At 70.7% G+C, this 25,258-nt stretch carries 21 protein-coding genes and 1 pseudogene; 5 read left to right on the top strand and 17 right to left on the bottom strand.

Going from position 1 to position 25,258, the window contains the following annotated elements:
* Positions 1-106: 106 nt before the first annotated feature.
* Positions 107-271 (top strand): annotated as a pseudogene (locus tag GGD89_RS17560) (IS5/IS1182 family transposase); the annotation flags it as partial.
* Between the two features lie 569 nt (positions 272-840).
* Here GGD89_RS17560 and pufC read toward each other — a convergent pair.
* From pufC to GGD89_RS17505, 11 genes are all read right to left on the bottom strand, one after another.
* Positions 841-3,090, bottom strand: coding sequence for a photosynthetic reaction center cytochrome PufC (pufC, locus tag GGD89_RS19800; protein ID WP_221238542.1), 2,250 nt, complete (start codon positions 3,088-3,090; stop codon positions 841-843).
* Positions 3,090-4,067 (bottom strand): photosynthetic reaction center subunit M, encoded by a 978-nt coding sequence (gene pufM / locus GGD89_RS17550; protein ID WP_184048102.1) that lies wholly within the window; start codon positions 4,065-4,067, stop codon positions 3,090-3,092. Before pufM ends, pufC begins: the two co-directional genes overlap by 1 nt.
* Before the next feature lie 22 nt (positions 4,068-4,089).
* Positions 4,090-4,911, bottom strand: a complete 822-nt coding sequence (gene pufL, locus GGD89_RS17545) for a photosynthetic reaction center subunit L (RefSeq protein ID WP_184048099.1) — start codon at positions 4,909-4,911, stop codon at positions 4,090-4,092.
* A 144-nt stretch (positions 4,912-5,055) separates the two neighbouring features.
* Positions 5,056-5,232 (bottom strand): light-harvesting antenna LH1, alpha subunit, encoded by a 177-nt coding sequence (pufA, locus tag GGD89_RS17540; protein WP_184048096.1) that lies wholly within the window; start codon positions 5,230-5,232, stop codon positions 5,056-5,058.
* A 41-nt stretch (positions 5,233-5,273) separates the two neighbouring features.
* Positions 5,274-5,438 carry a light-harvesting antenna LH1, beta subunit gene (gene pufB, locus GGD89_RS17535; protein WP_184048093.1) on the bottom strand — a complete coding sequence of 55 codons (165 nt, stop codon included), beginning with the start codon at positions 5,436-5,438 and terminating at the stop codon, positions 5,274-5,276.
* Between the two features lie 209 nt (positions 5,439-5,647).
* A complete protein-coding gene (bchZ, locus tag GGD89_RS17530; protein WP_184048090.1) occupies positions 5,648-7,105 on the bottom strand; it encodes a chlorophyllide a reductase subunit Z in 1,458 nt (485 codons plus the stop codon).
* Positions 7,105-8,607, bottom strand: coding sequence for a chlorophyllide a reductase subunit Y (gene bchY, locus GGD89_RS17525; protein ID WP_184048087.1), 1,503 nt, complete (start codon positions 8,605-8,607; stop codon positions 7,105-7,107). The genes bchZ and bchY overlap by 1 nt, the downstream gene beginning before the upstream one ends.
* A 54-nt stretch (positions 8,608-8,661) precedes the next feature.
* On the bottom strand, positions 8,662-9,660 hold the full coding sequence (locus tag GGD89_RS17520) for a chlorophyllide a reductase iron protein subunit X (RefSeq protein ID WP_184048083.1): 999 nt from the start codon (positions 9,658-9,660) through the stop codon (positions 8,662-8,664).
* The gene (bchC, locus tag GGD89_RS17515; RefSeq protein WP_184048080.1) at positions 9,657-10,601 is read right to left on the bottom strand and encodes a chlorophyll synthesis pathway protein BchC; all 945 of its coding nucleotides are present in this window, start codon (positions 10,599-10,601) and stop codon (positions 9,657-9,659) included. The genes GGD89_RS17520 and bchC overlap by 4 nt, the downstream gene beginning before the upstream one ends.
* 139 nt (positions 10,602-10,740) lie before the next feature.
* Complete coding sequence (locus GGD89_RS17510) at positions 10,741-11,949, bottom strand: methyltransferase (RefSeq protein WP_343058642.1); 1,209 nt, start codon at positions 11,947-11,949, stop codon at positions 10,741-10,743.
* Between the two features lie 62 nt (positions 11,950-12,011).
* The gene (locus tag GGD89_RS17505; RefSeq protein WP_184048077.1) at positions 12,012-12,884 is read right to left on the bottom strand and encodes a polyprenyl synthetase family protein; all 873 of its coding nucleotides are present in this window, start codon (positions 12,882-12,884) and stop codon (positions 12,012-12,014) included.
* Between the two features lie 219 nt (positions 12,885-13,103).
* Between GGD89_RS17505 and crtD the strand changes: the two genes are divergently transcribed.
* Positions 13,104-14,669 (top strand): 1-hydroxycarotenoid 3,4-desaturase CrtD, encoded by a 1,566-nt coding sequence (crtD, locus tag GGD89_RS17500; protein WP_184048074.1) that lies wholly within the window; start codon positions 13,104-13,106, stop codon positions 14,667-14,669.
* 47 nt (positions 14,670-14,716) lie between these two features.
* Positions 14,717-15,550, top strand: a complete 834-nt coding sequence (locus GGD89_RS17495) for a carotenoid 1,2-hydratase (RefSeq protein WP_343058641.1) — start codon at positions 14,717-14,719, stop codon at positions 15,548-15,550.
* 18 nt (positions 15,551-15,568) lie between these two features.
* Here the strand turns inward: GGD89_RS17495 and GGD89_RS17490 are convergent, their stop codons facing one another.
* The gene (locus tag GGD89_RS17490) at positions 15,569-16,168 is read right to left on the bottom strand and encodes a DUF1178 family protein (RefSeq protein WP_184048071.1); all 600 of its coding nucleotides are present in this window, start codon (positions 16,166-16,168) and stop codon (positions 15,569-15,571) included.
* Positions 16,169-16,339: 171 nt separating this feature from the next.
* Here GGD89_RS17490 and GGD89_RS17485 point away from each other — a divergent pair, with 171 nt between their 5' ends.
* Positions 16,340-16,963, top strand: coding sequence for a class I SAM-dependent methyltransferase (locus tag GGD89_RS17485; protein ID WP_184048068.1), 624 nt, complete (start codon positions 16,340-16,342; stop codon positions 16,961-16,963).
* Here GGD89_RS17485 and GGD89_RS17480 read toward each other — a convergent pair.
* From GGD89_RS17480 to fsa, 5 genes are all read right to left on the bottom strand, one after another.
* Positions 16,879-18,501: a sigma-54-dependent transcriptional regulator gene (locus GGD89_RS17480; protein WP_184048065.1), complete on the bottom strand. Its 1,623-nt coding sequence runs from the start codon at positions 18,499-18,501 to the stop codon at positions 16,879-16,881. The genes GGD89_RS17485 and GGD89_RS17480 overlap by 85 nt on opposite strands.
* A gap of 325 nt (positions 18,502-18,826) precedes the next feature.
* A complete protein-coding gene (gene rnd / locus GGD89_RS17475) occupies positions 18,827-20,023 on the bottom strand; it encodes a ribonuclease D (protein ID WP_184048062.1) in 1,197 nt (398 codons plus the stop codon).
* Positions 20,024-20,167: 144 nt separating this feature from the next.
* Positions 20,168-21,148, bottom strand: a complete 981-nt coding sequence (locus GGD89_RS17470; protein WP_184048059.1) for a tyrosine recombinase XerC — start codon at positions 21,146-21,148, stop codon at positions 20,168-20,170.
* An 83-nt stretch (positions 21,149-21,231) separates the two neighbouring features.
* Positions 21,232-21,960 (bottom strand): DUF484 family protein, encoded by a 729-nt coding sequence (locus GGD89_RS17465; protein ID WP_184048056.1) that lies wholly within the window; start codon positions 21,958-21,960, stop codon positions 21,232-21,234.
* A 70-nt stretch (positions 21,961-22,030) separates the two neighbouring features.
* On the bottom strand, positions 22,031-22,693 hold the full coding sequence (fsa, locus tag GGD89_RS17460) for a fructose-6-phosphate aldolase (RefSeq protein WP_184048053.1): 663 nt from the start codon (positions 22,691-22,693) through the stop codon (positions 22,031-22,033).
* Positions 22,694-22,797: 104 nt separating this feature from the next.
* Between fsa and GGD89_RS17455 the strand changes: the two genes are divergently transcribed.
* Positions 22,798-25,071, top strand: coding sequence for a primosomal protein N' (locus GGD89_RS17455; RefSeq protein WP_184048050.1), 2,274 nt, complete (start codon positions 22,798-22,800; stop codon positions 25,069-25,071).
* Positions 25,072-25,258 lie beyond the last annotated feature (187 nt).

Below are 25,258 nucleotides of genomic sequence, written 5' to 3'. Positions count from 1 at the left end.
CTGGGCCACCACCGACCGCGTCTACATCAACATGGAAAACCGGGATGACTGAGGGACCTCAGGCCGAATTTCCATCCTTCAGGTTGCTCAATCGGCCGACCGAAAACACCCGAGACCCTGCGACTTCGCGATGTACCGCTGGCGCCACTTGGTCGAGAATTATTTCGCCAAGATCAAGGAGTTCCGGGGCATCGCAACACGGTACGACAAGACCGACAGCAGCTACACCGCAAACTGGTACCTTGTCGCAGCCATCATCGCTGGTCGGTGATTGTCAACAGACCCTAGGGCATTGATCCAGACAAAACATGCAGTCTGCATTTTTTGTCTGGATCGAACGTGCACTGAAAACAATGTTCTGTGCAGCGACACGTGCATTCAAGGATGAACCCCTTGAATGCATCGCCACAATAGTGTGGCGATGTTCGGTGCGTGCGGCGACACCGTCAAGCAGACCATCCGTGCCGGCCACGCGACACGACACAGGTTGCTTGCCCCACGTGGAGCGCTGATGCAGAGCGCTGCCCCGCTCCCCAGCCAAGACCTGAGACCCCGGTCTCCACGGCCGTGATTTGAAAAAAATGGGGGCTTGGGGGCATTTGCCCCCAAAACGGGTCCCGGCGGCAGCCCAACAGGGGTCCGGCCTCTCGAAGGCCTGTGGCGTGGTGACACGGTCAAGCCCGTTCCCCGCGACCTCCAAGAAAACACCCGGCTCGCGTGATACGCGGCCGGGCGCCTTAGGTCCAAACCCTCTGTTTTCTTTTATCGGCCTCTGTCCAGGCCGGACGCCACCGCGCGCCTCGACCCCGGACAGGTCCGTTTCATCACCCGCATCCGACCCTACTGGGCGGCGGCGGTGGTCTCGACAGCAGCCTCCTCGGCCGGAGCCTCAGCGGCAGCGTCCTCGGCCGGAGCCTCAGCGGCAGCCTCCTCGGCCGGAACCTCGGCAGCGGCGTCCTCGGCAGCACCAACCTCAGCCAAAGCCTCGGCGGACGCGTCCTCAGCGGCCTCCGCCTCGGCCAACGCCTCGGCCGACGCCTCCTCCGCAGCCGCTTCCTCGGTCAACGCCTCGGCAGCGGCTTCCTCGGCGGCGGCAACCTCAGCCAGCGCCTCGGCTGTCGCCTCCTCCGCAGCCGCTTCCTCGGTCAGGGCCTCGGCGGCGGCCTCATTGGCGGCAGCCTCCTCGGTCAGAGCCTCGGCGGCGGCTTCATTGGCAGCAGCCTCCTCAGCCAGAGCCTCGGCGGCGGCATCCTCAGCCGGAGCCTCGGCGGCGGCATCCTCGGCGGCAGCCTCCTCAGCCGGAGCCTCGGTAGCGGCATCCTCGGCGGCAGCCTCCTCGGCCGGAGCCTCGGTAGCGGCATCCTCGGCGGCAGCCTCCTCGGCCGGAGCCTCGGTAGCGACCTCCTCGGCGGCAGCCTCCTCGGCCGGAGCCTCGGCGGCGGCATCCTCGGCGACAACCTCCTCGGCCGGAGCCTCGGTAGCGGCCTCTTCAGCGACAGCCTCCTCGGCCGGAGCCTCGGCGGCGGCATCCTCGGCGGCAGCCTCCTCGGCCGGAGCCTCGGTAGCGGCATCCTCGGCGGCAGCCTCCTCGGCCGGAGCCTCGGCGGCGGCCTCCTCGGCCGGAGCCTCGGTAGCGGCATCCTCAGCGGCAGCCTCCTCAGCCGGAGCCTCGGTAGCGGCATCCTCGGCGGCAGCCTCCTCAGCCGGAGCCTCGGTAGCGGCATCCTCGGCGGCAGCCTCCTCAGCCGGAGCCTCGGCGGCGGCATCCTCGGCGACAACCTCCTCGGCCGGAGCCTCGGTAGCGGCATCCTCGGCGGCAGCCTCCTCGGCCGGAGCCTCGGCGGCGGCAGCCTCTTCAGCGACAGCCTCCTCGGCCGGAGCCTCGGCGGCGGCAGCCTCTTCAGCGACAGCCTCCTCGGCCGGAGCCTCGGCGGCGGCATCCTCGGTCACCATCGGCGTGGCGCCATAAGCCACCGTCCGCAGATCGACGTCCTCGGACGGACCGTTCTGCAGCGACGGATAGGCACTGATGACATCGGCACCGTTCAGCGGCTTGTTCACCGCCTGATGGCACGTGGCACAGTTGGCCTTCGGCGCGTCACCCACCGGACCCAACCGGGCGACCGGATACTCCGGTTCCAGCGGGATCAGGAAGTTCTGGTTCAGATCCTGCGCCATACGGATACCGTACCAGCCCACCACCCGTTGCGGGATATCCCACTCGATGAACGCGCGAGAGTTATGGCAGAAGGTACAGTTGGTCCCCAGGGCCTCGGAGATGTGCATCATCAGCCCGTAGGTCCGCTCACCCGCGTTCAGGTCCGGTTCCAAAACCTTGGTCATAGGCAGGGCGGTGGTCGGGATCACACGGATGTCACCGATACCCTGATCAACTTCCGTCAGGTACTCGGTGAAGGTCTCGTAGGGCAGCGACGACCAAGCATTGTCGAAGGAGGCCATATTCTGCCCCTTCCGATTGCCGGCACCCTCGTCGGCGGCCTTGAACGGATCCGGGTCGGTGAACCAGATGTCCGTCGGAACCGGGTTGCCCCGGTGACAGGTATAACAGGTGACGCCAGACGGCGCGACGTGGTCGCCCCACTGGCTGTTGATGTGCTGCGTCATCTGGATCATGCGCCGCGAGACGACTTTGGTGTAAATGTCGTCGGACACATAATCCACGCCGCCATCGTCATTGACAACGTGACAGTAGTTACACCCCTCTTCCGGCGAGACCCACTCGGTGATCAGGGTCATCATCCGGTCGAAGTTGGCCTGGGTGAGATGCCCGAAGGCCGGCACGTTCTCGTATGCCTCGGACGCCAGGGGGCCTTCCTCGGGAAACGGCTCCCACGTATCCGGCGCCTGGTTGATCTTGTCGCGCGCGGCGACCGTCTTGACGTTCTGTATGTTCTCCATGGCCACGCCGCGGTAGCCGATCTGGTCGACCGTGTACTTGGGCGCGATCATGCCGAGACCGAAGAACAGGAGGAGACCGGCGGCACCATAGACGCCCGCGAGCAACAATGTCTGCTGTCCGCGAAACCGGTCGATGACCTTTGCAAGGCCCTTGTTCTGGATGTCAGCCATCACTGAGTCCCTCCGCTCATCAGCGCCGGATCAATGACCGACGGATAGAGGTCGGGATACGGCGGCACAAGCCCGTGCTTCAGACCCCAAAGGAACCAGTTGTCCACGACCGTGCCGGTCAGGATGATCCCGATACCACCGGTCAACGGAGTCAGAACGGCGAACCACCAGGCCCAGCGATGGATGGATTCCATGGTGGCGTTGAAGCCCATGGTCCAGCGCCAGAACAGGGCGGCGCGCTCGGCGGCCGTGCCGCGGTCGGTGATCTGCTCCACCTCGCGGTCGCCACCGAAGCGGGACACCGCCAGGATGGTCGCACCGTGCATGGCAAACAGCAGCGCCGAGCCATACAGGAACGCGATCGAGAGCATGTGGAACGGATTGTAGTACAGGTTGCCGTAGCGGACGGAGAACGTGGCCGTCCAGTCCAGGTGCGGGAAGATGCCGAAGGGCACCGCCTCGCTCCAGCCGCCCATCAGGACGGGCCGGATGAAGCCCATGGCCAGGAACAGGAAGATCGCCGACATGAACGCCCAGGCGACGTGCGTGCCCAGCCCCAGGGCCTTGGCCCGGGAATAGGTCCGCCACCACCACAGGAACAGCGACGCCGTCAGGAAGAAGCCGGCCATCAACCACCAACCGCCTTCGTTCATCGGCGGAATGCCCAGGCCGTATTCCGGCGACGGCGGTTCCAGACCCAGCCAGAACAACTGACGCACGAACTCAATCGGGCTCCAGTCGACCTGCGCCGCCAGGTTCAGACCGATGATCTCGAACGCGACCAGTCCGCAGACCAGCGACAGAACACCGGCGTACCCCAGGTAGATCGGGCCGATCTGCGCATCGCCGAACCAGCCGGCGAGCCGCGAGAAGATCGGTTTGCCGATCCGCTGCCGCGCCGCGTCCGGGATCGGCACGCCCATATGGGCTGGCGCGCGCACCTGCACCCGCGTGAAAATACTTTGATACTCAGCCATTGTGTTGACCCCCTCGCGCTAGCTACCAGATCGGCAGGTCAAGCCACCAAGTCCACCACTCGGGCCAGCCCCGGGTCCACAACGGACCACTGATGACGATACACACGGCGCTCCAGAACACCGCGCTCAGCGCCAGGAACAGGCCTAGACGGTGAATGCCAAGGGGGCCGATCGAGTACCCGACGAAATCACGGAAGAAGGTGTTTTCGTGCTCGGGTAGTTTGACCTTCTCGCCTTTGCCGGGGTTCGTGGCCGACAGGATCAGCCCCCCGTGCATTGCCAGTGCCAAGGTCGTGGTGAAGAAGAACGTGATCCCCAACATGTGGCCGGGGTTGTAGTGGAAATGCAGGAACTGGTAGCCCACGTTCGACACCCAGTCCAGGTGACTGAGAATGCCGTAGGGAAAGCCATGTCCCCAGGCACCCATCAGCACCGGCCGGATCACCACCAGGGTCACGTACGCGCCAATGGCGAACGAAAAGGCAATCGGAATGTGATAGCCAATGCCCAGTTTGTTGCAAATTTCTACTTCGCGCAACGCCCAGGAGACAAAAGCCCCGATCGCACAAATGGTGATGACCTGCCACAATCCACCCTCGGCCATCGGCGCGACGCCAAGACCTTCGCTCAGGTCGGGCGGCGCAATGTTGATCGCCCAGATGCTCCAGGTCGGACCCATGGCGGCGCCCCAGATGATGAGGAGTGTCCCCAGCGCCGCAAAGAAGAAAGTGGTAACCCCAAAGAAGCCGACATAGAACGGCCCCACCCAGAAGTCAAACAGGTCACCACCGACAAGCGTCCCTCCACGAACGCGATATTTTTTTTCGAAGTCCAGCATGGCCATAGTTGGCACCCTCCGGTCGGGAAGCGCGGCATAGCCGTGTCCACAGCCAATTCAATCAGCAGCGGCGGGTCCCGGGCCTCGCCCCGGAGACCCTACCGCTGCCAATTGGACACGGCCTAACGACCGCGACCTCCGGTGACACCCTTAGGAGATCACGGTGTGCGGCACATCCAGGCTGGTCAGTTCGGCGGGACCTTCCATCCAGTTCAGACGATCGGTGCTGAGCAGGATGAAGTGGATCAGCAGCGCCAGGACGATCAGGAACGTGCCCAGGGCCAGCAGCATCCGCTGCGGATCAAACAGAAGCCAAACCTTATGCATTGTCGTCTCCTAAACCACGAGAGGTGGAATTTTCGTCTTCTTTAGGCGTTGCAAGCCGCGCTCAGCAGCCACGGGCACCAGGCCCACGCCAACAGATGCGCCAGCAGGCACGCGCCCAGGAAGGCGCCCATGGTGTTCTGAAAGATACCGTGGAATTCCTTCGCCTCGTCCTCGGTCAGGCCCGAGGTGTTCATAGCGTCAGCCATATCCTAAACCTCCAGATGGTTTGCCGTCGTCGGCCGTCGCCCCGTCCTCGCGACGCCGGCGTCCGCCGGACCGCGATCCCGAGACTGCGACCACCCCATCCGCCGACACGCGGATGGATCCCTGCCCCCGCGCCGACCGCCCGAGACGGGCCGGCACCAGGGGACCAGAGCCGTTGCCGAGGGCCGGCCCGCCATGCGCGCGCCGCGCGTCATGACACCGGCCCCTCGGAGAAGGCGGCGAGCGTATCCGCCACGCGCGCCTTCGTCACATGATCCTCCCCCGCCTGACGCGCCGCCTGCTCCGCGCGGTCGCGCAGCCGCTTGGCCGCCGAGATGCGTACCAGCACCGGCTGAGCCTCGACCGCGGCGTCCAGCGCCGCCTTGGCGTCGTCGTCCCAGGGCAGTTCCCGGTGCAGGCGCGACGGCGTCGCGTCCACGGCATCCAGGTCGGTCCCCAGGGGGAGGATGTTGAACAGGGCGTCGAACAGGGCGTTGCAGACCTCCTGCACCAGGTAGGTGGCGCCCGAATAGCCCATGAAGGGCGTGCCGGTATGCCGCCGCACGATGGCGCCCGGGAACGACGCGGGAATGTACTGCGCCCGCCCGCCGATTTCGGCCAGGTACGTGCGCTCGTTGTGGCTGCCGAACAGGATCAGCGGCGTCTGCGTGTGCACCGCCTGGCGGATGGCCGCGTTGTCCGTCTTGGCGCCGACCGCGCGGGCGATGGCGAAGCGGCAGGGCAGGCCCATTTCGTCGCCCAGGAACCGCCGCACGCCGCGCGCGTAGGTCTCGCCGGCGACGATGCCGAAGCTGGCGGTGCCGAAGAAGTCCTGGGTCACCGAGCGCCACAGGTCCCACACCGGCTTGATGGTGGTGTGCTTCTCGCGCGCGATGAACGGCTCCGGGTCCAGGCCCAGCACCTCGCCCAGCGCCCGCAGGAACCGGGTCGTGGCATGCAGGCCGATGGGGGCCTGCAGGTACGGCACCTCCAGGGACTCGCAGAGCTGCCGGCCAACCTCGCGGTACAGGCAGACGTTGGCATCGCCGTCGACCAGCCGGCCCACGTCGGTCAGCGACACGCCCAGCGGGAACACCAGGTTGACCTCGGCGCCGATGCCCTCGATCAGGCGGCGCACCTCGGCCAGATCCGACCAAGTGTTGAACAGGCCATGCATGGCGCCGATGATGTTGACGCGGGGCCGGTCGCCCTCGGCGCGCGGCTGGCGCTTGGGCAGGTGCCCCTTGACCAGCCCGAATTCTTTCCACAACCAGGTCAGCGCCCGGTCGGCGGCCTGCCACTGGTCCTCGTCGATGGTGCGCGGCAGGAAGCGGCGCACGTTGGCGCCCTCGGGCGTCACGCCGCCGCCGATCATCTCGGCGATGGACCCGGTCACCACCACCGCCGGCCGGCGCGGGTCGAGCGCCTTGCGGGCGCGCACCATGGCCTGCTCGGTGCCGTGCTGGCCCAGCTCTTCCTCGCCCAACCCGGTGACCACCACCGGCAACTCGTGCGGCGGCAGGGCGTCGGTGTAATGCAGGACGGCGGTCACCGGCAGGTTCTCGCAGCCCACCGGACCGTCGATGATCACCTGAAGGTCGCGGATCGCCGTGAAGGCGTACACCGCCCCCCAGTAGCCGCCGGCGCGATCGTGGTCGAGAACATGCATCAGCCGGCCTCCCCCCGATCATCGGCGCCGGTCCGCGGCGCGCGGTCCCAGATGCCGGCCGTGTCGCCCGTGCCCACGCCGGAGAAGAAGGCGCGCATGGTGTCGAAGCGGTCCTTGTTGGCGGCGGCGGCGTTGATCACCTGGGCCAGGGATCCGGCCCCGGCCGGCCCCATCAGCGGCCGGGCGGAGATCAGGTTGGTGAAGTAGAGCGCCGGGATCGCCTTCTGCTTGGCGTGCTGCACCACCGGGGTGGTGCCGATGGCCACGTCCGGCGTGAAGGCATCGACGGCCTGAAGATCGCGTTCCAGGGAAGCCCGGAACTCCACATGCACGCCCCGCGCCGCCAGCCAGGCGGCGTCGTCGGCCGACCAGGGAGTGCGCGGCGTGGCGGTGCCCACATAGGGCACGTCGGCGCCGCTTTCGATCAGCAGCCGGGCCACCAGCAACTCGGAGCCCTCGTACCCGGAGACCGTCACGCGGTGGCCGATCGGCGCGGCGTCCAGCGCCTGCCTGACCGCCGGCAACACGCGCGCCTTGGCGGCGTCCACCTTGTCGGCGGCCACGTTGGCGGCGGCGCCCACGGCCTCCAGCCAGGCCGCCGTGCCCTCCACGCCCACCGGCGCCGAGCCGACCACCGGCCGGCCGGCCAGATCCAGCTCCCGCACGCAGGCGGTGTAGAAGGGATGGATGGCGGCGCCCACGGCGCAATCCAGGGCGGCATAGAGTTCGCGCCACTCGCGCGTCGGCACCACCGGTCCGGCGGCCAGACCCATAGGCTCCAGCATGTGGGCGATGCCCATCGGATCGGCCGGGAACATCTCGCCCATCAGGGTCACGGTCGGCTTCTCGGCCGGCCCGCCGCGCGGCGCCATCACCGGTCCCTGCTCGGCCTCGGCGCGGGCATAGGCGAGCATGGCGCCGGCCAGCACGTCCTTGGCCTCGGCATGGGTCGGCACGCCAAAGCCCGGCACGTCGATGCCGATCACCCGCACGCCGTTGATCTCGCGCGGCAGCAGGCGCAGCGGCACGCCGGAGGCCGACGGCACACACAGGTTGGTGACGATGATGGCGTCCAACGTGTCCGGATCGGCCATGTCATGCACGGCCTGGCGCAGGTCCTCGAACAGCCGGCCGGTGACCAGGGTCTCGGAATCGAACGGCACGTAGCCGATGGACCGCCGAGCGCCGTAGAAATGCGCCGTGAAGCTGAGGCCATAGACGCAGCAGGCGGAGCCGGTGAGGATCGTCGCCGTCCGGCGCATGCGCAGGCCGACGCGCAACGAGCCGAAGGCCGGGCACATGGTCTGCGGGCGATCGTGCGGTCCGGCCGGATAGTCCCGCGCCAGCCGCTCCAGAACGTCGGTGGTGTCGGCCATCGCCGCCGCCCGCGCCCGCTCGTCGGAGCCGGCGTGGCACCCGGACGCGCCAGCGTCGCCGGATCCTGCCGCGTCGGGCAGATCGGCGCCGCGATCGGCGTCATAGGGCGGGGCGTGGTCGGTCATCGGAATCTGGCCTTGCCTATGGGGCTATGGGGTCCACTGTTTGTCCACGGACGATCACGCGGGGTCGTACACAACCTCGAGAGACGCCCGCTCCACCACCTTGCCGCCGCGCATGTCGCTGGCGGTGGCCGGTTCCAGCACCACGTCGCGGCCGACCTCTTCCGCCTTGAACAGGCCTAGCAGCTCATCCTGGGTGAGGGCGTCCGGATGCAGCGGCGGCGCCTCGGCCACGTTCCGGGCCAGCGTGGCGAACAACGGTCCCCAGTCGCTGTCGGGATGGCCGACGATCTGATAGTTGGCGCTCTTGCGGCGGATGTCCTCGTCGGCCGGAATCGTGGCCAGCACCGGGACCCCGGCCTTGTCGGCGTAGGCCTGGGCCTCGCCGGTGCCATCGTCCTTGTTGATGACCATGCCGGCCACGCCGACGGAGCCGCCCAGCCTGCGGAAGTACTCCACCGCCGAGCACACGTTGTTGACGACGTAGAGCGACTGGAGATCGTTGGAGCCGACCACGATCACCTTCTGGCACATGTCGCGGGCGATCGGCAGGCCGAAGCCGCCGCACACCACGTCGCCCAGGAAGTCCAGCAGCACGAAGTCGAAATCCCACTCCTGGAAGCCCAGCTTGTCCAGGATCTCGAAGCCATGAATGATGCCGCGCCCGCCGCAGCCGCGCCCCACCTCGGGACCGCCCAGTTCCATGGCGTAGACGCCGTCGCGCTTGAAGCACACGTCGCCGATGGCCACGTCCTCGCCGGCCAGCTTCTTGCGCGCCGAGGTGTCGATGATGGTCGGGCAGGCCCGCCCCCCGAACAGCAGCGAGGTGGTGTCGCTCTTGGGGTCGCAGCCGATCAACAGCACCCGCAGGCCCTGGCGCGCCATCATGTAGGACAGGTTGGCGAGCGTGAAGCTCTTGCCGATGCCGCCCTTGCCGTAAATGGCGATGATCTGCGTCTCGCGGCCGGACTCGCCGCCCGCGGCGCGCGGACCGCCGGCATCGGCGGTCTCGGCCTGGGCCCTGGAACTCACGGTCGGTCCGGAAACGGGGCTCATGCGTGGGCTCTCCAATCCAGGATCATCTTCAAGCACGACGGGTCACCGAAGGCGGCGCGGTAGGCATCGTCGGCCCGGTCCACGGCCTCGCGGTGGGTGATCAGGCCGTCCAACGACAAGCGGCCCGAGGCGATCAGGGCGGACACGGCGTCCAGGTCGTCCGGACGCCACTCGGCGGCCACCCGGATGCGGACCTCCCGCAGGAAGGCGGGCACGAAATCGAACTGCAATGGCGCGTGGTAGAAGCCGGCCAGGATCACCTCGCCGCCGGGCGCCAGGCGCGCCGTCAGGCTGTCGAGGATGCCGGAGTCCCCGCTGACGTCGCAGGCCACCGCATAGTCGGTGCGCGGATCCTGCTCGGGATCGACGACCGTGTAGCCCACGGCCCCCTCGGCCCGGTCCGGATTACGCTCCCACACCACCGGCGGCGCGCCGCCCATCGCCACCACCAGCCGGGCGATCAACCGCCCCAGCACGCCATGGCCGACCACCAACTGAGGCAAACGCCCCTCGGCGCAGGGCGCCAGGGCATGACGCCCGGTGGCCGCCAGCGCCAGCAGCACCGCCTGCTCGCCCAGGCCCTCGGGCACCGGCCACACCCGCGCGCCGGGCACCACCACCCGGGACGCGGCGCCGCCGAACAGCCCGCGGACATCGCCATAGCATTTGGCGCCTGGCACGAACACGACCTCCCCCTCCTTGCGACCGGCCGCCGGTCCCGCCGTCACGACGCGCCCCACCGACTCGTAGCCGGGCACCAGCGGATACCCCATCCCCGGGAACGGCGGCATGCGCCCGGTCCACAACAGACGCTCGGTTCCCGTGCTGATACCGCTCCAGGCGATCTCGACCACCACGTCCTCGGCCCCGGGCGACTCCAGTTCCAGCCGCGTCAGCCTGAGGTGTTCCGGTTTCTCGAAGACGATGGCATCGGCGTGCATGGGTCCTCTCGATGGTGGCACACGCGACATCGCGCGACGGATCCGAACGCGATCCCGGTCGGACTGTCAGTCTAGCTTGACTGACCCTTTTGTCAATCCCGGCTTACAAAAGCATGACGGGAATGTCATTCCTGGGGCGTCACGACAGACCGTCCGCCGGCGCCGGCCGCGCCGTCAGCAGACAGGCCAGCATCACCTGCCGGGGGCGCACGGTGCGGACATCCGTGAACCCCGCCCGGACCAGCATGGCGCGCAGTTCCGCGGGCGTGCGCGCCCGACCCCGGCCCATCGCCAGGAGGTAGAAGCCGAAGTAGGCGCCCCCCACCGTTTCGGCGCCGCGAGTCCCGGCCATCGGCTCGGCGATCAGCAGCCGCCCGTCGGCCGTCACCGCCCGTCGCGCCGCGCGCAGGATGGCCAGGGCGTCGGCGTCGTCATGGTCGTGGATGACCCGAACCAGCGACACGACATCGGCCTCGGCGGGCAGGGGGTCGGCCAGGAAGTCGCCGCCGACGACGGTCACCCGCCCGGCCATCCCGGCCGCGCGCAGGGCCTCGTCCGCCCGCGCCGCCACCGCCGGCAGGTCGAACAGGGTGACTCGGGTACGCGGTGCCCGAGTCGCCACCGCGCGGGCGAAGATGCCCTCGCCGCCCCCCAGGTCCAGCCAATGCCGCGCCCCACCGGGCGGAAAGGCGGCCAGGATGTCGTCGGCGATGAGCGCCTGCGAGGCAGCCATCAATTGCGAGTACTCGGCCACCGCCGCGTCGGACACGGCCGTCGGCGTGTCGGCCTCCACATAGGCCCAGTAGCGCGACAGCGCCGTCGCCCCACCCTCGCCGCGCAGCAACGCGACCGGGTCGGCCAGGTCGGCATAGAGCAGCGTATGATGCTCCACCATGGCGCCGATGGACGGATTGCCCAGCAGCGCGGCCCCCAGTTCCCCCAGCCCGTGGCGGCCGCGCGAGCGGGGCTCGGTGATCAGCAGAACCGTGGTGGCGCTCAGCAGCCGGGCGGTGGCCTCCTGCGTCAGGCCCAGGCGCCGGGCCAGGGCGGGCACCGCGATCGGTCCCTCGGCCAGCACCTCGCACAGCCGCAGCCGCACCACCGCCAGCAGCACCTGGGAGTACACGAACCCCGCGCACAGGTCGAACAGGTCGCGGGCGCGCCGCCGGGCCTTCCACCGCACCACCGGAAACCCCGCCGCCCAGCGCTGAATGGCGGGCCGGGCGATGAGGCGGTCGCGCAGGGCCTTCAGCCAGTCGGCCAGCCCGTGCAGGGCGCGATCCTCGGGATCCTCGGGGTCGTCGGCTCCGGGCCACGGGGCCCCCGGACGCGCCGTGGTTCCGGTCACGGCCAGGGGGTCCGGCACCGACCCCGGCGCCGGGATCCCCCGGGGCGGCGGCGCCGACGCGGTCACGCCGCTTGCCGGGCCAGTTCCTTGGGCACGAACCGGCCGGTCTCGTCGAGAATGTGCGCCTGGAGGGCCTCGCGCCCCGGACACGGCGGAATGGACCCCACGGCCTCGCCCACCAGGGCCTTGAGCCGGGTGATCGCCCCGACCACACCCAGTTCGGCGACCGCGTTGGGGCGGCCCAGCGCCGCGTCCTGTCCCCGCGGCTTGCCCAGCCGTTCGGGGTCGGCCGCCACGTCGCGCAGGTCGTCGGCCACCTGATAGGCCTCGCCCAGCTTGGCCCCCAGCGTCCGCCAGGCGACCGGATCGGGATGGCCGGCGGCGGCCCCGCCAGCCTCGGTGGCGGCGGCGAACAGCACGCCCGTCTTGGCGCGGTGATACTCGGCGAGGTCCACCTCCGGCTCGCTTTCCCACGCCTGGCCGGCGCACAGGCCGGCGGGCGCGCCGATGGCGGCGGCCACGATGTCCACCAGCCGGCCCATGCGCTCCGGCGCCGCCACGACACCGCGCGCCAGGGTCTGGAAGGCCAGCACGATCAACGCGTCGCCGGTCAGCACCGCCAGCGGCTCGCCATAGACCCGGTGCACGGTGGGCTTGCCCCGGCGGATGTCGGCGTTGTCGAAACAGGGCATGTCATCGTGCACCAGGGAGGCGCAGTGCAGCACCTCGATCGCCACCGCCGCCGAGTCCGTGGCCGCCGGCATGTCATCCCCGCAGGCCATGGCCACCGCCAGGCACAGGCGCGGCCGAATGCGCTGCCCGGCCCCGAACACCGCGTGCCGCATGGCGGCGGCCAGCTTGGGCGGACCCGCCGGAGTCTCGATGCGGGCGAACGCGGCGTCCAGCGCGGCTTCGATCCGGTGTCCTGACTCCATTGGTCCGTCTCCCCAGGCATCCCGTAAAACCGTGCCGAGTCCCGGCCGGCCCGCGCGGCGCGCCGCCAGGCGGCGGCCCCCATGACGCATCGGCAGTGTAAACACTTGTTGTCACCCCGATGTGTCATCTAGAGTGGACATCCCACTTCGGCGAGTCAACGACCATGTATGGCGGCTCCACTCTTGAACCGGAAGGATCGCGCGTGAGGGGACCGTTGCATGCCCGCTAGCCCGACCGCCGAACGCCGGGTGGTGATCGTGGGCGCCGGCATGGGGGGCCTGTCGGCCGCCATCGATCTGGCCGCGCGCGGCGTCGCCGTGGATGTGATCGAGGCGCAGGCGGCGCCCGGCGGCAAGATGCGGCAGGTGGCCGCCGGCGACACCTGGGTGGACGCCGGACCGACGGTGTTCACCATGCGCTGGGTGATCGACGACCTGCTGGCCGCCGCCGGCACCCGCATCGAGGACCATGTCACGCTCCATCCGCTGTCGGTGCTGGCCCGGCACGCCTGGGACTATGGCGACCGTGACCAGAGGCTGGACCTGTTCACCGATCCCCGGCGCACCGAGGACGCCATCGGCGCCTTCGCCGGCGCCGCCGAGGCCCGCCGCTTCCGGACCTTCCGCGCCGAGGCGGCGCGCATCTACGACCTGCTCGACCACACCTTCATCCGCGCCTCGCGGCCCAGCATGCCGGAACTGGTGCGGCGCGGCGGCCTGCGCATGGCCGGCGTGCAGCCCTTCACGACCCTGTGGTCGCTGCTGGGCAAGTCCTTCCAGGACCCCCGCCTGCGGCAGCTGTTCGGCCGCTACGCCACCTATTGCGGCTCCTCGCCGTTCCTGGCCACCGCCACCCTGATGCTGGTGGTGCACGTGGAACTGAACGGCGTCTGGGGCGTGGACGGCGGCCTGCACGCCCTGGCCCGCGCCCTGGCCGGGGTGGCCGAGTCCCGGGGTGTCACCCTGCGCTACGGCCAACGGGTCACGGATATCGCGGTCACCGGGGGGCGTGCCTCGGCCGTCACCCTGGACACCGGCGAGCGCCTGGAAGCCGACGCCATCATCGTCAACGCCGACGTCAACGCCCTGGCCAGCGGCGCCTTCGGTCCGGCGGTGGCGCAGGCCGTGCCGGGTGTGCCGGTCAAGGCGCGGTCGCTGTCGGCGCTCACCTGGACCATGACGGCGCGGCCCGACGGCGTCCCGCTGTCCCATCACACCGTGGTCTTCGGCCCCGACTACCCCGGGGAGTTCCGCGCCATCTTCGATCGTCATCGCTTGCCGGAGGCGCCCACGGTCTATATCTGTGCGCAGGATCGCCTGGATGAAACCACCCCTGGCGCGACTCCGAGGGACGCGGAGCGCCTGCTGGTGCTGGTCAATGCCCCCCCTGTCGGCGAGTCCCGGACACCCGCCCTCGACCCCGCGGAGATCGACGCATGTCAGGATCGGACCTTTGCCCTGCTGGACCGCTGCGGACTGCGGATCCGGCCGGACCCGGACAGCGTCACGGCCACCGGCCCCCGGGAGTTCAACAGGCTGTTTCCGGCCACCGGGGGCGCCCTCTACGGACGGGCCTCGCATGGCTGGCAAGCCTCGTTCACCCGGCCGGGCGCGCGCACGCGGATCCCGGGCCTGTACCTGGCGGGGGGCAGCGTGCACCCGGGGCCGGGGGTGCCGATGGCGGCGCTGTCGGGCCGGCAGGCCGCTTCGAGCGTGATGACGGACCTCACTTCGACCAGCCGGTTCCACCGGGTGGCTACGCCTGGTGGTACGTCGACGGGCTGAGCCACGACGGCCGTCATGCCATCACCCTGATCGCCTCGGTGGGAAGCGTGTTCTCGCCGTACTATGCGTGGTCGGGACGACGGCACCCGGAAAACCATTGCAGCCTGAACGTCGCGGTCTACGGCAACCCCGGGAACCGCTGGGCCATGACCGAGCGCGGCCGGAGCGCCCTGCACCGGGAGCCGCGCCGCCTGGTGATCGGCCCCAGCCGCGTGGAGTGGGACGGCCGCACCCTGGTGTTCCACATCCGCGAGCGCGGCGCCCCCGTGCCGCTGCCGGTTCGCGGCACCGTCCGGGTGACGCCGCCGGCCATCACCCACCGCTCCTTCGCCATCGACCCGCTGGGGCGGCACCGCTGGTGGCCCGTCGCCCCGCACGCCGACATCGAGGTGGACCTGACCCAGCCAGCGCTGCACTGGACGGGCGCCGGATACTGGGATTCCAACTGGGGGTCGGAGTCCCTGGAAGAGGGCTTCGAACGCTGGACCTGGTCGCGCGCCCCGCTGCCCGACGGCGGCGCGGCCATCCTCTACGACCCCACCCCGCGCCACGGCCAGGGCGAGCCGCTGGCGTTGCGCTTCGCCCCCGGATGCGGCGAGGCCCAGGTGGTCGACTGCCCGCCGCGCGTGCCCCTGCCCGGAACCCGCATCTGGCGCATCGCCCGCGACACCTTCGCCGACCCCGGGACGCGGGCCCGCGTGGCCCGCACGGTGGAGGACACCCCGTTCTACGCCCGCACGGTGCTCGACACCCACCTGCTGGGTCGGCCGGTCAGCGCCATGCACGAGAGCATCTGCCTCGACCGCTTCCGGCGCACCATCGTGCGCCTGATGCTGCCGTTCCGCATGCCGCGCATCCCCTGGGGCAAGCCGGGGGCGTAGGGGAAGCCGGACCGCCCCTCACCCATCCATCCGGCGGCGGCGCCAGGGAATGGTGCCGAACGCGATGCCCTCGTCTCGCAGGGCCTCGGCCTCGGTCGGGGTGGTGTCGCCGTAGATGCCGCGCGCCTCGGCCTCGCCGTAGTGGATGCGGCGCGCTTCCTCGGCGAAGCCATCGCCCACGTCGTCACAGGTAGCCTCCACCTTGGCCCGCAACGTCTCCAGGGCCTCCACCAGCCGCGCCGCCGCCGCGTCCCTGGAGGGCGCGGGATCGGTCGTCAATACCGGCCCGTCAGGCGGCGTGCCCGATCCCGCCCCCACCGGGACGGCACCAGGACCCGCTTCGGGGGACGGATCCACGGCCGGACCGCCGCCACCGCCCTGCGTCGCCGTGGGCCGCGGCGTATCGGAGGGACGGTCGCCGCCCGCCCCGGCCGGCTCGCGGCGGGCGCCGTGATGGCGCCGGATGCTGGGCGCCATGATCGCCTTGCCCACCCGCGCGGAGCCGCACATCGGACAGGCGATCACCCCCGCCCCGGCCTGACGGTCGTAGGCCCCGCTGTCGCGGAACCATGCCTCGAACTCATGACCGTTGTCGCAGCACAGGGTATAGAGGATCATCGCTTTATCCGCGTGTTCGGGCGCATGGTCGGGACCACGTCGCGTGAGCCACACCCGTCTGCTTACCGGGGGCCAGGAAACCACACAAGCCATTTACCCGCCGCCGGGCACGGGTCCCGCCCCGAAACACCCCTCCCGAGCCTCCCCAAGGCCCCCTTCAGGACAGCCCCCATGCCACCGCCCCGCGTCCATCTGGCGCTGACCGAACCGGCGCCCTGGATCACCCGCTTCGCCGCCCTGATCCGGCCCGGCGGCACCGTCCTGGACGTGGCCTGCGGCGGCGGCCGGCATGCCCGCTGGCTGCTGGACCGGGGCTTCCACCTTACCCTTGTGGACCGGGACACCACCGCCGTCGCCGACCTGGCGGACCGGGCCGACGTCATCGCCGCCGACCTGGAGGACGGCACCCCGTGGCCGCTGGCCGGGCGCCGCTTCGACGCCGTGGTGGTCACCAACTACCTGTTCCGGCCGCTGCTGTCCCGCCTGGTGGAAAGCGTGGCCCCGGGGGGTGTGCTGCTCTACCAGACCTTCGCCGTCGGCAACGAACGCTGGTCGCGGCCGCGCGATCCCGATCACCTGCTGCGTCCCGGGGAACTGCTGACGGCGGTGGCCGGCCGGTTGCAGGTGGTGGCCTTCGAGCAGGGCATCGTCCAGCGGCCCGGCCGTGACCGCCCGGCCGTGGTCCAGAGCCTGTGCGCGGCGGCCACCGATCAGCCGCTGGCGGTGCCGCCATCCTTGCCCGCCGCCGCGCCGGCCTCCGTCGGCGGCGCCCCGGTGACCGGATCGCCGAACTGACGGATGCGGCGGTAGATGGTGCTGGGGCTGACCTCCAGCAGAGCCGCGGCGCGCGGCACGTTGCCGGCGCAGGCCCGCAGCGCCGTGGTCATATGCTCCCATTCGACCTGCCACATGGGACGCAGGCCATGGGCCTGACGCACGGCCTCCAGCCCGCCGGCGGGCATCGCACCGGACGTGGGCGCCGGCGGCGGGACCGGGGACAGCGGTAACGGCGAGGCCGGGGCCACGGCCTGGGACGGAGCGACACCCGGCGGTTCCCCCCTCGGCCCGGCGGCGGGGGTTCCGCGGGCCCTTCCTTCCGCGTGGCGGCGGGGTCCGTCCAGCATGGCCTCGGTGACCAGCGGCCCCTCGTTCAGCACCACCACGTTGCGCAACACGTTCTGAAGTTGCCGCACGTTGCCGGGCCACGGCAGACGCGACAGCAGGTCCTCCGCCCCGGGCGTGAAGCCCTGGAAGTGCCGGCCTTCCTCAGCCGCGTAGCGCTCCAGCAGGGCGCGCGCGATCTCGACCACGTCGCGATCGCGCTCCCGGAGCGGCGGCAGCAGGATGGGGATGACATGCAGGCGGAAGTACAGGTCCTCGCGGAACCGGCCGGCGCCGACCTCGGCCCAGGGGTCGCGGTTGGTGGCGCAGATGAAGCGCACGTCCACGGCCACCAGGCGACTTCCGCCGACCGGCTGCACCGTGCCGGTCTGGATGAAGCGCAGCAGCTTGGCCTGCAAGGCCAGGTCCATCTCGCAGATTTCGTCCAGAAACAGGGTGCCGCCGTTGGCCCGCACGGCGGCGCCCTCGCGGTCGCCAATGGCCCCGGTGAAGGCGCCCTTCACATGCCCGAAAATCTCGCTTTCGATCAGATCGTGGGGAATGGCCGCGCAATTGAGCGCCACGAACGGCCCCCGGGCGCGATCGCTGGCCTGGTGCAGGGCGGTGGCGCAGACCTCCTTGCCGGTCCCCGACTCGCCGGTGATGAAGACGCTGGCGCGGGAGCGGGCGGCGGCCTCGATGGTCCGGTAGACCCCCTGCATCGCCAGCGACGACCCGATGAAGCCGTGAAAGGCCTCGCGCCCCAGTTCGCGCTTGATGCGGCGAATGGCGCCGGCCATGGCGTGACGCTCGACCGCGTTGCGCAGCGTGACGCGCAGGCGATCGGCGGCGAACGGCTTGGTCAGGAAGTCATCGGCGCCCTCGCGCATGGCCTCCACGGCCACCTGAAGGGACCCCTGGGAGGTCACCACGACCACCGCCATCTCCTGGTCGGCGGCACGGATCTCGCGCAGCAGGTCGAGCCCCGACAGGTCCGGCAGGTACAGGTCCAGGATCACCGCCACCACCCCGCCGCTCGCCAGCAAGGCGCGGGCCTCGGCACCGGTCTCGGCCAGATCGACGGGCCAGGCCGTGTCCTTCAAGTACTCCATGTAGACGCGGGCCATCGAGGGCGTGTCCTCGACCAGCACCACCCGACCCGAGGGGGCCGCGATCGACGCCTCGGCGGGACCCACGTCGTCACCGGGAGAAGACGGCAGGGATTGAACCATCGATGGACTCCGGACCGGCCAAAGGGGTCTGCACCCTTGGTCTCACGCCTTCAGTCTACCGGATGACTCCCGGAATGAAACGCGCAATGCGATTGGAATTGAGACTCTATCGTTTTAAACGCGCGTCCACGCCCGGAGTCTTTACACCGGAAAGCGAACCACGACCACTCGGCCTCCCCTGACTCACCCTCGCGTCGTTTTTCTTCGGACCGACGTTGCGCCTGGCCGATCCACCGCCGGCCGTCCCGGAGGACCTCGTCACCAGGCCAGCGACACACCGCATCGGTGTGCGGCGGCGTCTGTGGGGGCGGCCGTGAACCGGGAATCAGCCCCGGGCCGGCACGCCGTCGTCGTCCAGGTCGGCGTGCTCCACCGGCAAGGTCTCGACGTGCCGGCCATCCTCCGACAGCGCCAGGGCCAGGCGGCCGTGCTTGAGGGCCAGGGCGTCGTCGCCGAACAGCTCCCGGCGCCATCCCTCCAGGGCCGGCACGGCGGCCGTGTCGTGGGCGGCGATGCGCTCCAGGTCGGCGGACGAGGCCACCAGTTTCTGGGCGACCCCGGCATCCTCGCACTTCATCTTCAACAGCACCTTGAGCAGGTCGACGATCGGCCCCAGGCCCTGGGGCGTGTCCTCGCGATCCGGCGCGCGCGGCAGGTCCTCGACATTGCGCGCGCGGGCCACGCCGAGGGCCTCCAGGATCTCGCGGCCATGGCGCCCCTCGGCGTGGCTTCGCGACATCGAGCGCACCTGCGCCAGGGTATCCACGCTGTCGGGGTCCTGGGCGGCGATGTCCAGCAAGGTCTCGTCCCGCACCACCCGCTGGCGCGGCAGGTCCTTGTCCTGCGCCTCGCGCTCGCGCCAGGCCGCCAGTTCGATGACCGCCGCCAGGAAGCGCCGCGACTTGCCGCGAATCTTCAGGCGCCGCCAGGCATCGGCCGGATCGGTCTCGTACACCGCCGGGTTGGTGAGCGCCGCCATTTCCTGGTCGAGCCAATGGGCCCGCCCGGTCTGGGCCAGCTTGTCCGCCAGCTTGCGGTAGACCTCGCGCAGGTGGGTGACATCGGACAGCGCATAGGCCAGATGCTTGTCGGACAATGGCCGGCGCGCCCAGTCGGTGAAGCGCATGGTCTTGTCGATGCGCGCCTTGGCGAGACGGGAGGCCAGGATCTCGTAGCTGACCTGATCGCCGAAGCCGCACACCATGGCGGCCACCTGGGTGTCGAAGATCGGCTGGGGCAACTCCCCCATGAGACGGTGAAAGATCTCCAGATCCTGGCGGGCGGCGTGAAACACCTTCAGCACCGACCGGTCGCGCATCAGGTCCATCAGCGGCCCGAGGTCGATGCCGGGCGCCAGGGGGTCGATGCAGCACGCCTCGTCCGCGCCGGCCACCTGCACCAGACACAGCAGGGGCCAGTACGTCTTCTCGCGCATGAACTCGGTGTCGACGGTCACCACTGGATCGCCGCGCAACCGCTCGCGGAACGCCGCGAGGTCATCTGTGGATTGAATCAAGGACATACTGGCCTTCTAGCCGCTGACTGACGAGATGGCAAGCACCGCTCTTCGCTGGCCACGGCAACGGGTTCGGGTTCACGTCTGGCGCGGCACCTGATGATACGGTCATCGACCATGACCGTTAAAGCCTGTGGCCGGCCCGTGCCGTCACGGCGGGGACCGCCCCGCACGCGGATGGGCCGCGCGATACACCTGTTTCAGGCGCTCCGTATCCACGGCGGTGTAGCGCTGCGTGGTGGACAGCGAGGCATGGCCCAGCAGCTCCTGAATGGTGCGCAGGTCGCCCCCCCGCCCCAACAGGTGGGTGGCGAAGCTGTGCCGCAAGGCGTGCGGCGTGGCGCTGTCGGGCAGGCCCAGCAGCGCCCGCAGGTGCCGCACCTGACGCTGGGCCACGCCCGGGTTGAGCCGCTTGCCGCGCAGGCCGACGAACAGCGGATCGTCGGCCGTCAGCGAGAACGGGCAGGCCGCGCGGTAGTCGGCCAGGGCCTCCGCCACCACCGGCAGCACCGGGACGACCCGCTGCTTGTTGCCCTTGCCGGTGACCACCAGGGTCCCGCCGGTCGGCGCCTCGCGCTGGGTCAGGGCCAGGGCCTCGCCCAGGCGCAGGCCGGCGCCATAAAGAAGCGTCAGCAGCGCCACGTCCCGCTTGGCCACCCAGGGATCGTCCTGCAAGTCTCCCACCGTCTCCAGCACCTCGCGGGCCTCGTCCTCGGCGAGGGCCTTGGGCACCGCTTGCGGCGGGCGGGGTCCCCTCACCTGCCCGAGGGCCGGATTGTGGGCGATGCCCTCGCGATCCAGCCAGCGGAAGAAGCCGCGCACCGTGGACAGCGCCCGCGCCTGGGCGCTCCGCGACAGGCCGTCCGCCGTGCGGCGCGCCAGCCAGGCCCGGAAATCGGCGGGCGTCAGGGTGGCCAGGTCGGCGATGGTGGGCGGCCCGCCCAGATGCTCGGCCAGGACCGCCAGGAAGCCCGCCAGGTCGCGGCCGTAGGCATCCACGGTGTGCGGGCTGGCCCGGCGCTCCCCCCACAACCAGGCGCGCCAGCGGCCCACCGCCTCCGTCAGGCCCTCGTCGGCCAGCAGGGGCGGCGGCGGCGGCAGGGTCGCGGCATGGACGGCACGAGACGGCATGGGCGGGCTCTCCGTCAGGGACACTCCGGCTCAACACGATATTGAGCGTCGGGCGGACTCGGCGCGCGCGACACCGGCTTGCCTCAGGCCGTCGTCCGCTCCCCGAAGGTCCACTGGCGCACGCAGTGCTCGACCACGCGGGCGACGAAGGACAGCAGGTCGCTCGCCTGGTCCTCGTGGAAGGCCCCGGACCGGCGCGAGCCCAGGGCCAGCAGGCCCGGGGGGTGGCCGTTGCCGGGCTCCAGGCGGGCCAGGGCGTCACTGGCCACCTGCGGCGCCACGGCGCCGAACAAGCGCGGCTCGGCGCGCGCGCGGGCGCGCAGGGCGATGGGCCGGTTCCGGGGCGCGACCTCGTCCACGAACCCGGCCGGCAGCACCGCCAGCGGGACCGAGCGCGCCGGCAGGATACCGCCCTCCTCCACTGCCAGGACGGCCACGTCGACGTCGAGCAACAGCGGCAGATCGCGCGCGACCGCGTCGCCCAGGTTGCCCCGCTCGTCGCCCTGCAACACCGCCAGCACGGCCTGGTGGGTGCGCTTGATGATGGACATGTTCACGCGCGCGGTCTGGATCAGGGCGTCGGTACCGTCGCGCAGGTCGCGCAGTTCCTCCTGCAGGCGCCGCACCAGGAAGTCGCGCATGTCCACCACCGTCCGGTCGGCGCCGGCACCGGGCATGACCAGATGCAGGATGGCGTCCGGATTGCGGTCCAGGAAGCCGGGGTTGGCCTCCAGGAAGGCCAGCACCTGCGCCTCGGTGGGTCCCGCCGGATCCTTGGCGGGAGCGGCGGACGGGGAATCGGACTCGGCCACGGCGGGTCTCCGGATGGCGGGGAAAGCGTCACGGCGGGCGGGGACGCGGCGCGCCCCCGCCGGCGGCCGGTCACGCCTCGGGCAGGGTCTGGCCGGTCTTGTCCCAGTCGGCCAGGAACGCCGTCAGCCCCGCGTCGGTGAGCGGATGGTTGAACAGCTGCCGCAGCACCTTGGGCGGCACCGTCACCACGTCGGCGCCCAGGCGCGCGGCGTCCACGACGTGGATGGGGTGGCGCACCGAGGCCACCAGCACCTCGGTGGTGAAGGCGGGATAATTGGCGTAGATCTGGACGATATCGCCGATCAGGCTCATGCCGTCCTGGCCGATGTCGTCCAGGCGGCCGACGAAGGGCGAGACGAAGGCCGCGCCGGCCTTGGCCGCCAGGATCGCCTGGGCGGCCGAGAAGCACAGGGTGACGTTGACCGCCGTCCCCTCGTCCGCCAGGGTGCGACAGGCGCGCAGGCCATCGGGGGTCAGCGGCAGCTTGATGGTGACGTTGTCGGCGATGGCCCGCAAGGCGCGGGCCTGGCGCAGCATGCCGTCGGTCTCGGTGGCCACCACTTCGGCGCTGACCGGGCCGGTCACGATGGCGCAAATATCCTTGACCAGATCAACAAACGGACGGCCGGCCTTGGCCGCCAGGGTCGGGTTGGTGGTCACACCGTCCAGCAGTCCGGTGGCCGCCAGATCGCGGATCTCGGCCACCTCGGCCGTATCGACGAAGAACTTCATGACGAGCGGTTGTCCCTTGAGGTTTCAAGCCCGTGACCGGAGGCCCATCGCCTCGGGTCGGGCCCGCGTGGCGTCCATGAACGACGCCCGCTAGACTGTAGCCCATGACTCACGACGGCACCAGATCAAGCCCCGGCCTCGCCCCCTCGCCCTCCCTGTTCCAGGACGGCCCGCGACTGTCGGTGCTGCTGCCGGTGCCGGTGGACGCGCCCTATGATTACTGGGCGGGGCCGGACCTCGCCACGCTGGTGCCCGGCGATGTGGTGCGAGTCCCGCTGGGCCAGCGGATCGAGACCGGCGTGGTCTGGGGTCCGGGCGCCGCCGACCTCCCGGACCACAAGCTGCGGCCCGTGCTGGAACGGCTGGACAGCCCCCCCTTGCCCGCCCCCTTGCGCGCCCTGGTGGAGTGGTGCGCCGCCTACACCCTGGCCCCGCTGGGACAGGTGCTGCGCCTGGCGCTGTCCGTGCCGGAGGCGCTGGATCCGCCCAGGCCTCGCGCGGGATATCGCGCGGCGGTGACCGACCTCGCCGACGTCCCCGGCCTGCGCGCCACCGACGCCCGCCGCAAGGCCCTGGCGGCCGCCGCCGGCTGGCCCCTGACCGAACCGCCGCCCAGCGCCGCCACCCTGGCGCGGCGGGCCGGCGTCACGCCGGCGGTGATCAAGGGCCTGGCCGAGGCCGGCGGCCTAGCCCTGGTGCCGGTGGTCGAGGAACCGGTGGTGCCGACACCCGATCCCCGCCGGCCGGGACCGCTGCTGTCGCCAGACCAGCGCGCGGCCGCCGGGCGGTTGCGGGCGATGGTCGGCGCCGGCTTCGGGGTGGCCTTGCTGGAGGGCGTGACCGGCTCCGGCAAGACCGAAGTATACTTCGAGGCCATCGCCGAGACCCTGGCCGCCGGTCGCCAGGTGCTGGTGCTGCTGCCGGAGATCGCGCTCACCGCCCGCTGGCCGGCCCGCTTCGCGGGGCGTTTCGGCGCCCTCCCGGTCCCCTGGCATTCCGATCTGCCGCGCAGCCAGCGGCGCGACCTCTGGCGGGCCGTGGCGCGGGGGCGCGCACCGGTGGTGGTGGGCGCGCGCTCGGCGTTGTTCCTGCCCTTTCCCGACCTGGGCCTGATCATCGTCGACGAGGAACACGACGGCGCCTTCAAGCAGGACGACGGGGTCCCCTACAACGCGCGCGACATGGCCGTGGTGCGCGCCCGCACCGGCGATCTGCCGGTCATCCTGGCGTCGGCCACGCCGGCGCTGGAGACGGTGCTGAACGCCCGCACCGGTCGCTATCGGCATGTGCCGCTGCCCCGGCGCCACGGCGGTGCCCGGCTGCCGGACATGGCGACCCTGGACCTGCGCGCGCACCCACCGGAAAAGTGGTCGCGCGAGGGCGTGCCCGCCCAATCCTTCCTGGCGCCGCCGTTGCTGGATGCCATGGTCGAGACCCTGACGCGCGGCGAACAGACGCTGCTGTTCCTGAACCGGCGGGGGTACGCGCCGCTGACCCTGTGCCGGGCCTGCGGTCATCGGCTGCACTGCCCGCACTGCTCGGCCTGGCTGGTGGAGCACCGCCACCGCCGCCAGCTCCGGTGTCACCACTGCGGCCACGCGATCCCGACGCCGCCCCGCTGCCCGATGTGCGACGCGGCCGACACCCTGGCCGCCTGTGGTCCCGGAGTCGAGCGCCTGGCCGAGGAAGTGGCCGCGCGCTTTCCCCAGGCCCGAACGGTGGTGGCGGCGTCGGACACCCTGGCCGGGCCGGCGTCGGCGGCCGAGATGATGGAGCGCATTGAGGCCGGCGGCGTGGACATCATCATCGGCACCCAGGTGATGGCCAAGGGCCACCATTTTCCGCTGCTGACCCTGGTGGGGGTGGTCGATGCCGACCTGGGCCTGTCGGGGGGCGACCTGCGGGCGGCCGAACGCACCTTCCAGCTCCTGCACCAGGTGGCCGGCCGCGCCGGCCGCGCCGAGCGCCCGGGCCGGGTGCTGTTGCAGACCACCGACCCGGCCCATCCTGTCATGCGGGCGCTGGTGGAGGGCGACGCCGAGCGGTTCCTGTCCGTGGAGGCCGAAACCCGCCAGGCGCTGACCATGCCCCCGTTCGGCCGGCTGGTGGCGTTGATCGTGTCCGGACGTGACGAGGACGCGGTGGTCACCGCCGGTCGCGCCCTGGCCGCCAGCGCACCCCGGGTCGCGGGGGTCGAGGTGCTGGGGCCGGCCCCGGCGGCGCTGGCGCTGCTGCGCGGCCAGCATCGCCACCGGCTGCTGCTCAAGGCCACGCGAGACGTGCGGGTTCAGCCGCTGGTGCGCGACTGGCTCGGCGCCACCACCCTGCCCCGGGGGATCCGGGTGCGGGTGGACGTCGACCCCTACGGCTTCCTGTGATCCCAGCGGTCATTCTCAATGACCGTCGGTATAAGTCGTGCGCCTTTGCCCCAGACGAAAGGACGCACACAGCCTCTTTTGTCTGGATCAGTGCACTAGCAGTCTGTCGGGTTTGGCCGCGCGGCCTTGAGTTTAGGTGGTGGCGCGGGTGTCATGCGGCCCTGAGGCGGGCCATCCGCTTGCAGTT

The sequence above is a fragment of the Roseospira visakhapatnamensis genome (assembly GCF_014197915.1).
GTDB classification, from domain to species: domain Bacteria; phylum Pseudomonadota; class Alphaproteobacteria; order Rhodospirillales; family Rhodospirillaceae; genus Rhodospira; species Rhodospira visakhapatnamensis.
This window is presented reverse-complemented; position numbering and strand designations above follow the sequence as displayed.

What these genes read in the sequence shown, in the direction of transcription:
- pufC (WP_221238542.1), bottom strand. Translation starts at nt 3,090, where the DNA reads ATGGCTGACATCCAGAACAAGGGCCTTGCAAAGGTCATCGACCGGTTT.
- pufM (WP_184048102.1), bottom strand. Translation starts at nt 4,067, where the DNA reads ATGGCTGAGTATCAAAGTATTTTCACGCGGGTGCAGGTGCGCGCGCCA.
- pufL (WP_184048099.1), bottom strand. Translation starts at nt 4,911, where the DNA reads ATGGCCATGCTGGACTTCGAAAAAAAATATCGCGTTCGTGGAGGGACG.
- pufA (WP_184048096.1), bottom strand. Translation starts at nt 5,232, where the DNA reads ATGCATAAGGTTTGGCTTCTGTTTGATCCGCAGCGGATGCTGCTGGCC.
- pufB (WP_184048093.1), bottom strand. Translation starts at nt 5,438, where the DNA reads ATGGCTGACGCTATGAACACCTCGGGCCTGACCGAGGACGAGGCGAAG.
- bchZ (WP_184048090.1), bottom strand. Translation starts at nt 7,105, where the DNA reads ATGCATGTTCTCGACCACGATCGCGCCGGCGGCTACTGGGGGGCGGTG.
- bchY (WP_184048087.1), bottom strand. Translation starts at nt 8,607, where the DNA reads ATGACCGACCACGCCCCGCCCTATGACGCCGATCGCGGCGCCGATCTG.
- GGD89_RS17520 (WP_184048083.1), bottom strand. Translation starts at nt 9,660, where the DNA reads ATGAGCCCCGTTTCCGGACCGACCGTGAGTTCCAGGGCCCAGGCCGAG.
- bchC (WP_184048080.1), bottom strand. Translation starts at nt 10,601, where the DNA reads ATGCACGCCGATGCCATCGTCTTCGAGAAACCGGAACACCTCAGGCTG.
- GGD89_RS17505 (WP_184048077.1), bottom strand. Translation starts at nt 12,884, where the DNA reads ATGGAGTCAGGACACCGGATCGAAGCCGCGCTGGACGCCGCGTTCGCC.
- crtD (WP_184048074.1), top strand. Translation starts at nt 13,104, where the DNA reads ATGCCCGCTAGCCCGACCGCCGAACGCCGGGTGGTGATCGTGGGCGCC.
- GGD89_RS17490 (WP_184048071.1), bottom strand. Translation starts at nt 16,168, where the DNA reads ATGATCCTCTATACCCTGTGCTGCGACAACGGTCATGAGTTCGAGGCA.
- GGD89_RS17485 (WP_184048068.1), top strand. Translation starts at nt 16,340, where the DNA reads ATGCCACCGCCCCGCGTCCATCTGGCGCTGACCGAACCGGCGCCCTGG.
- GGD89_RS17480 (WP_184048065.1), bottom strand. Translation starts at nt 18,501, where the DNA reads ATGGTTCAATCCCTGCCGTCTTCTCCCGGTGACGACGTGGGTCCCGCC.
- rnd (WP_184048062.1), bottom strand. Translation starts at nt 20,023, where the DNA reads ATGTCCTTGATTCAATCCACAGATGACCTCGCGGCGTTCCGCGAGCGG.
- GGD89_RS17470 (WP_184048059.1), bottom strand. Translation starts at nt 21,148, where the DNA reads ATGCCGTCTCGTGCCGTCCATGCCGCGACCCTGCCGCCGCCGCCGCCC.
- fsa (WP_184048053.1), bottom strand. Translation starts at nt 22,693, where the DNA reads ATGAAGTTCTTCGTCGATACGGCCGAGGTGGCCGAGATCCGCGATCTG.
- GGD89_RS17455 (WP_184048050.1), top strand. Translation starts at nt 22,798, where the DNA reads ATGACTCACGACGGCACCAGATCAAGCCCCGGCCTCGCCCCCTCGCCC.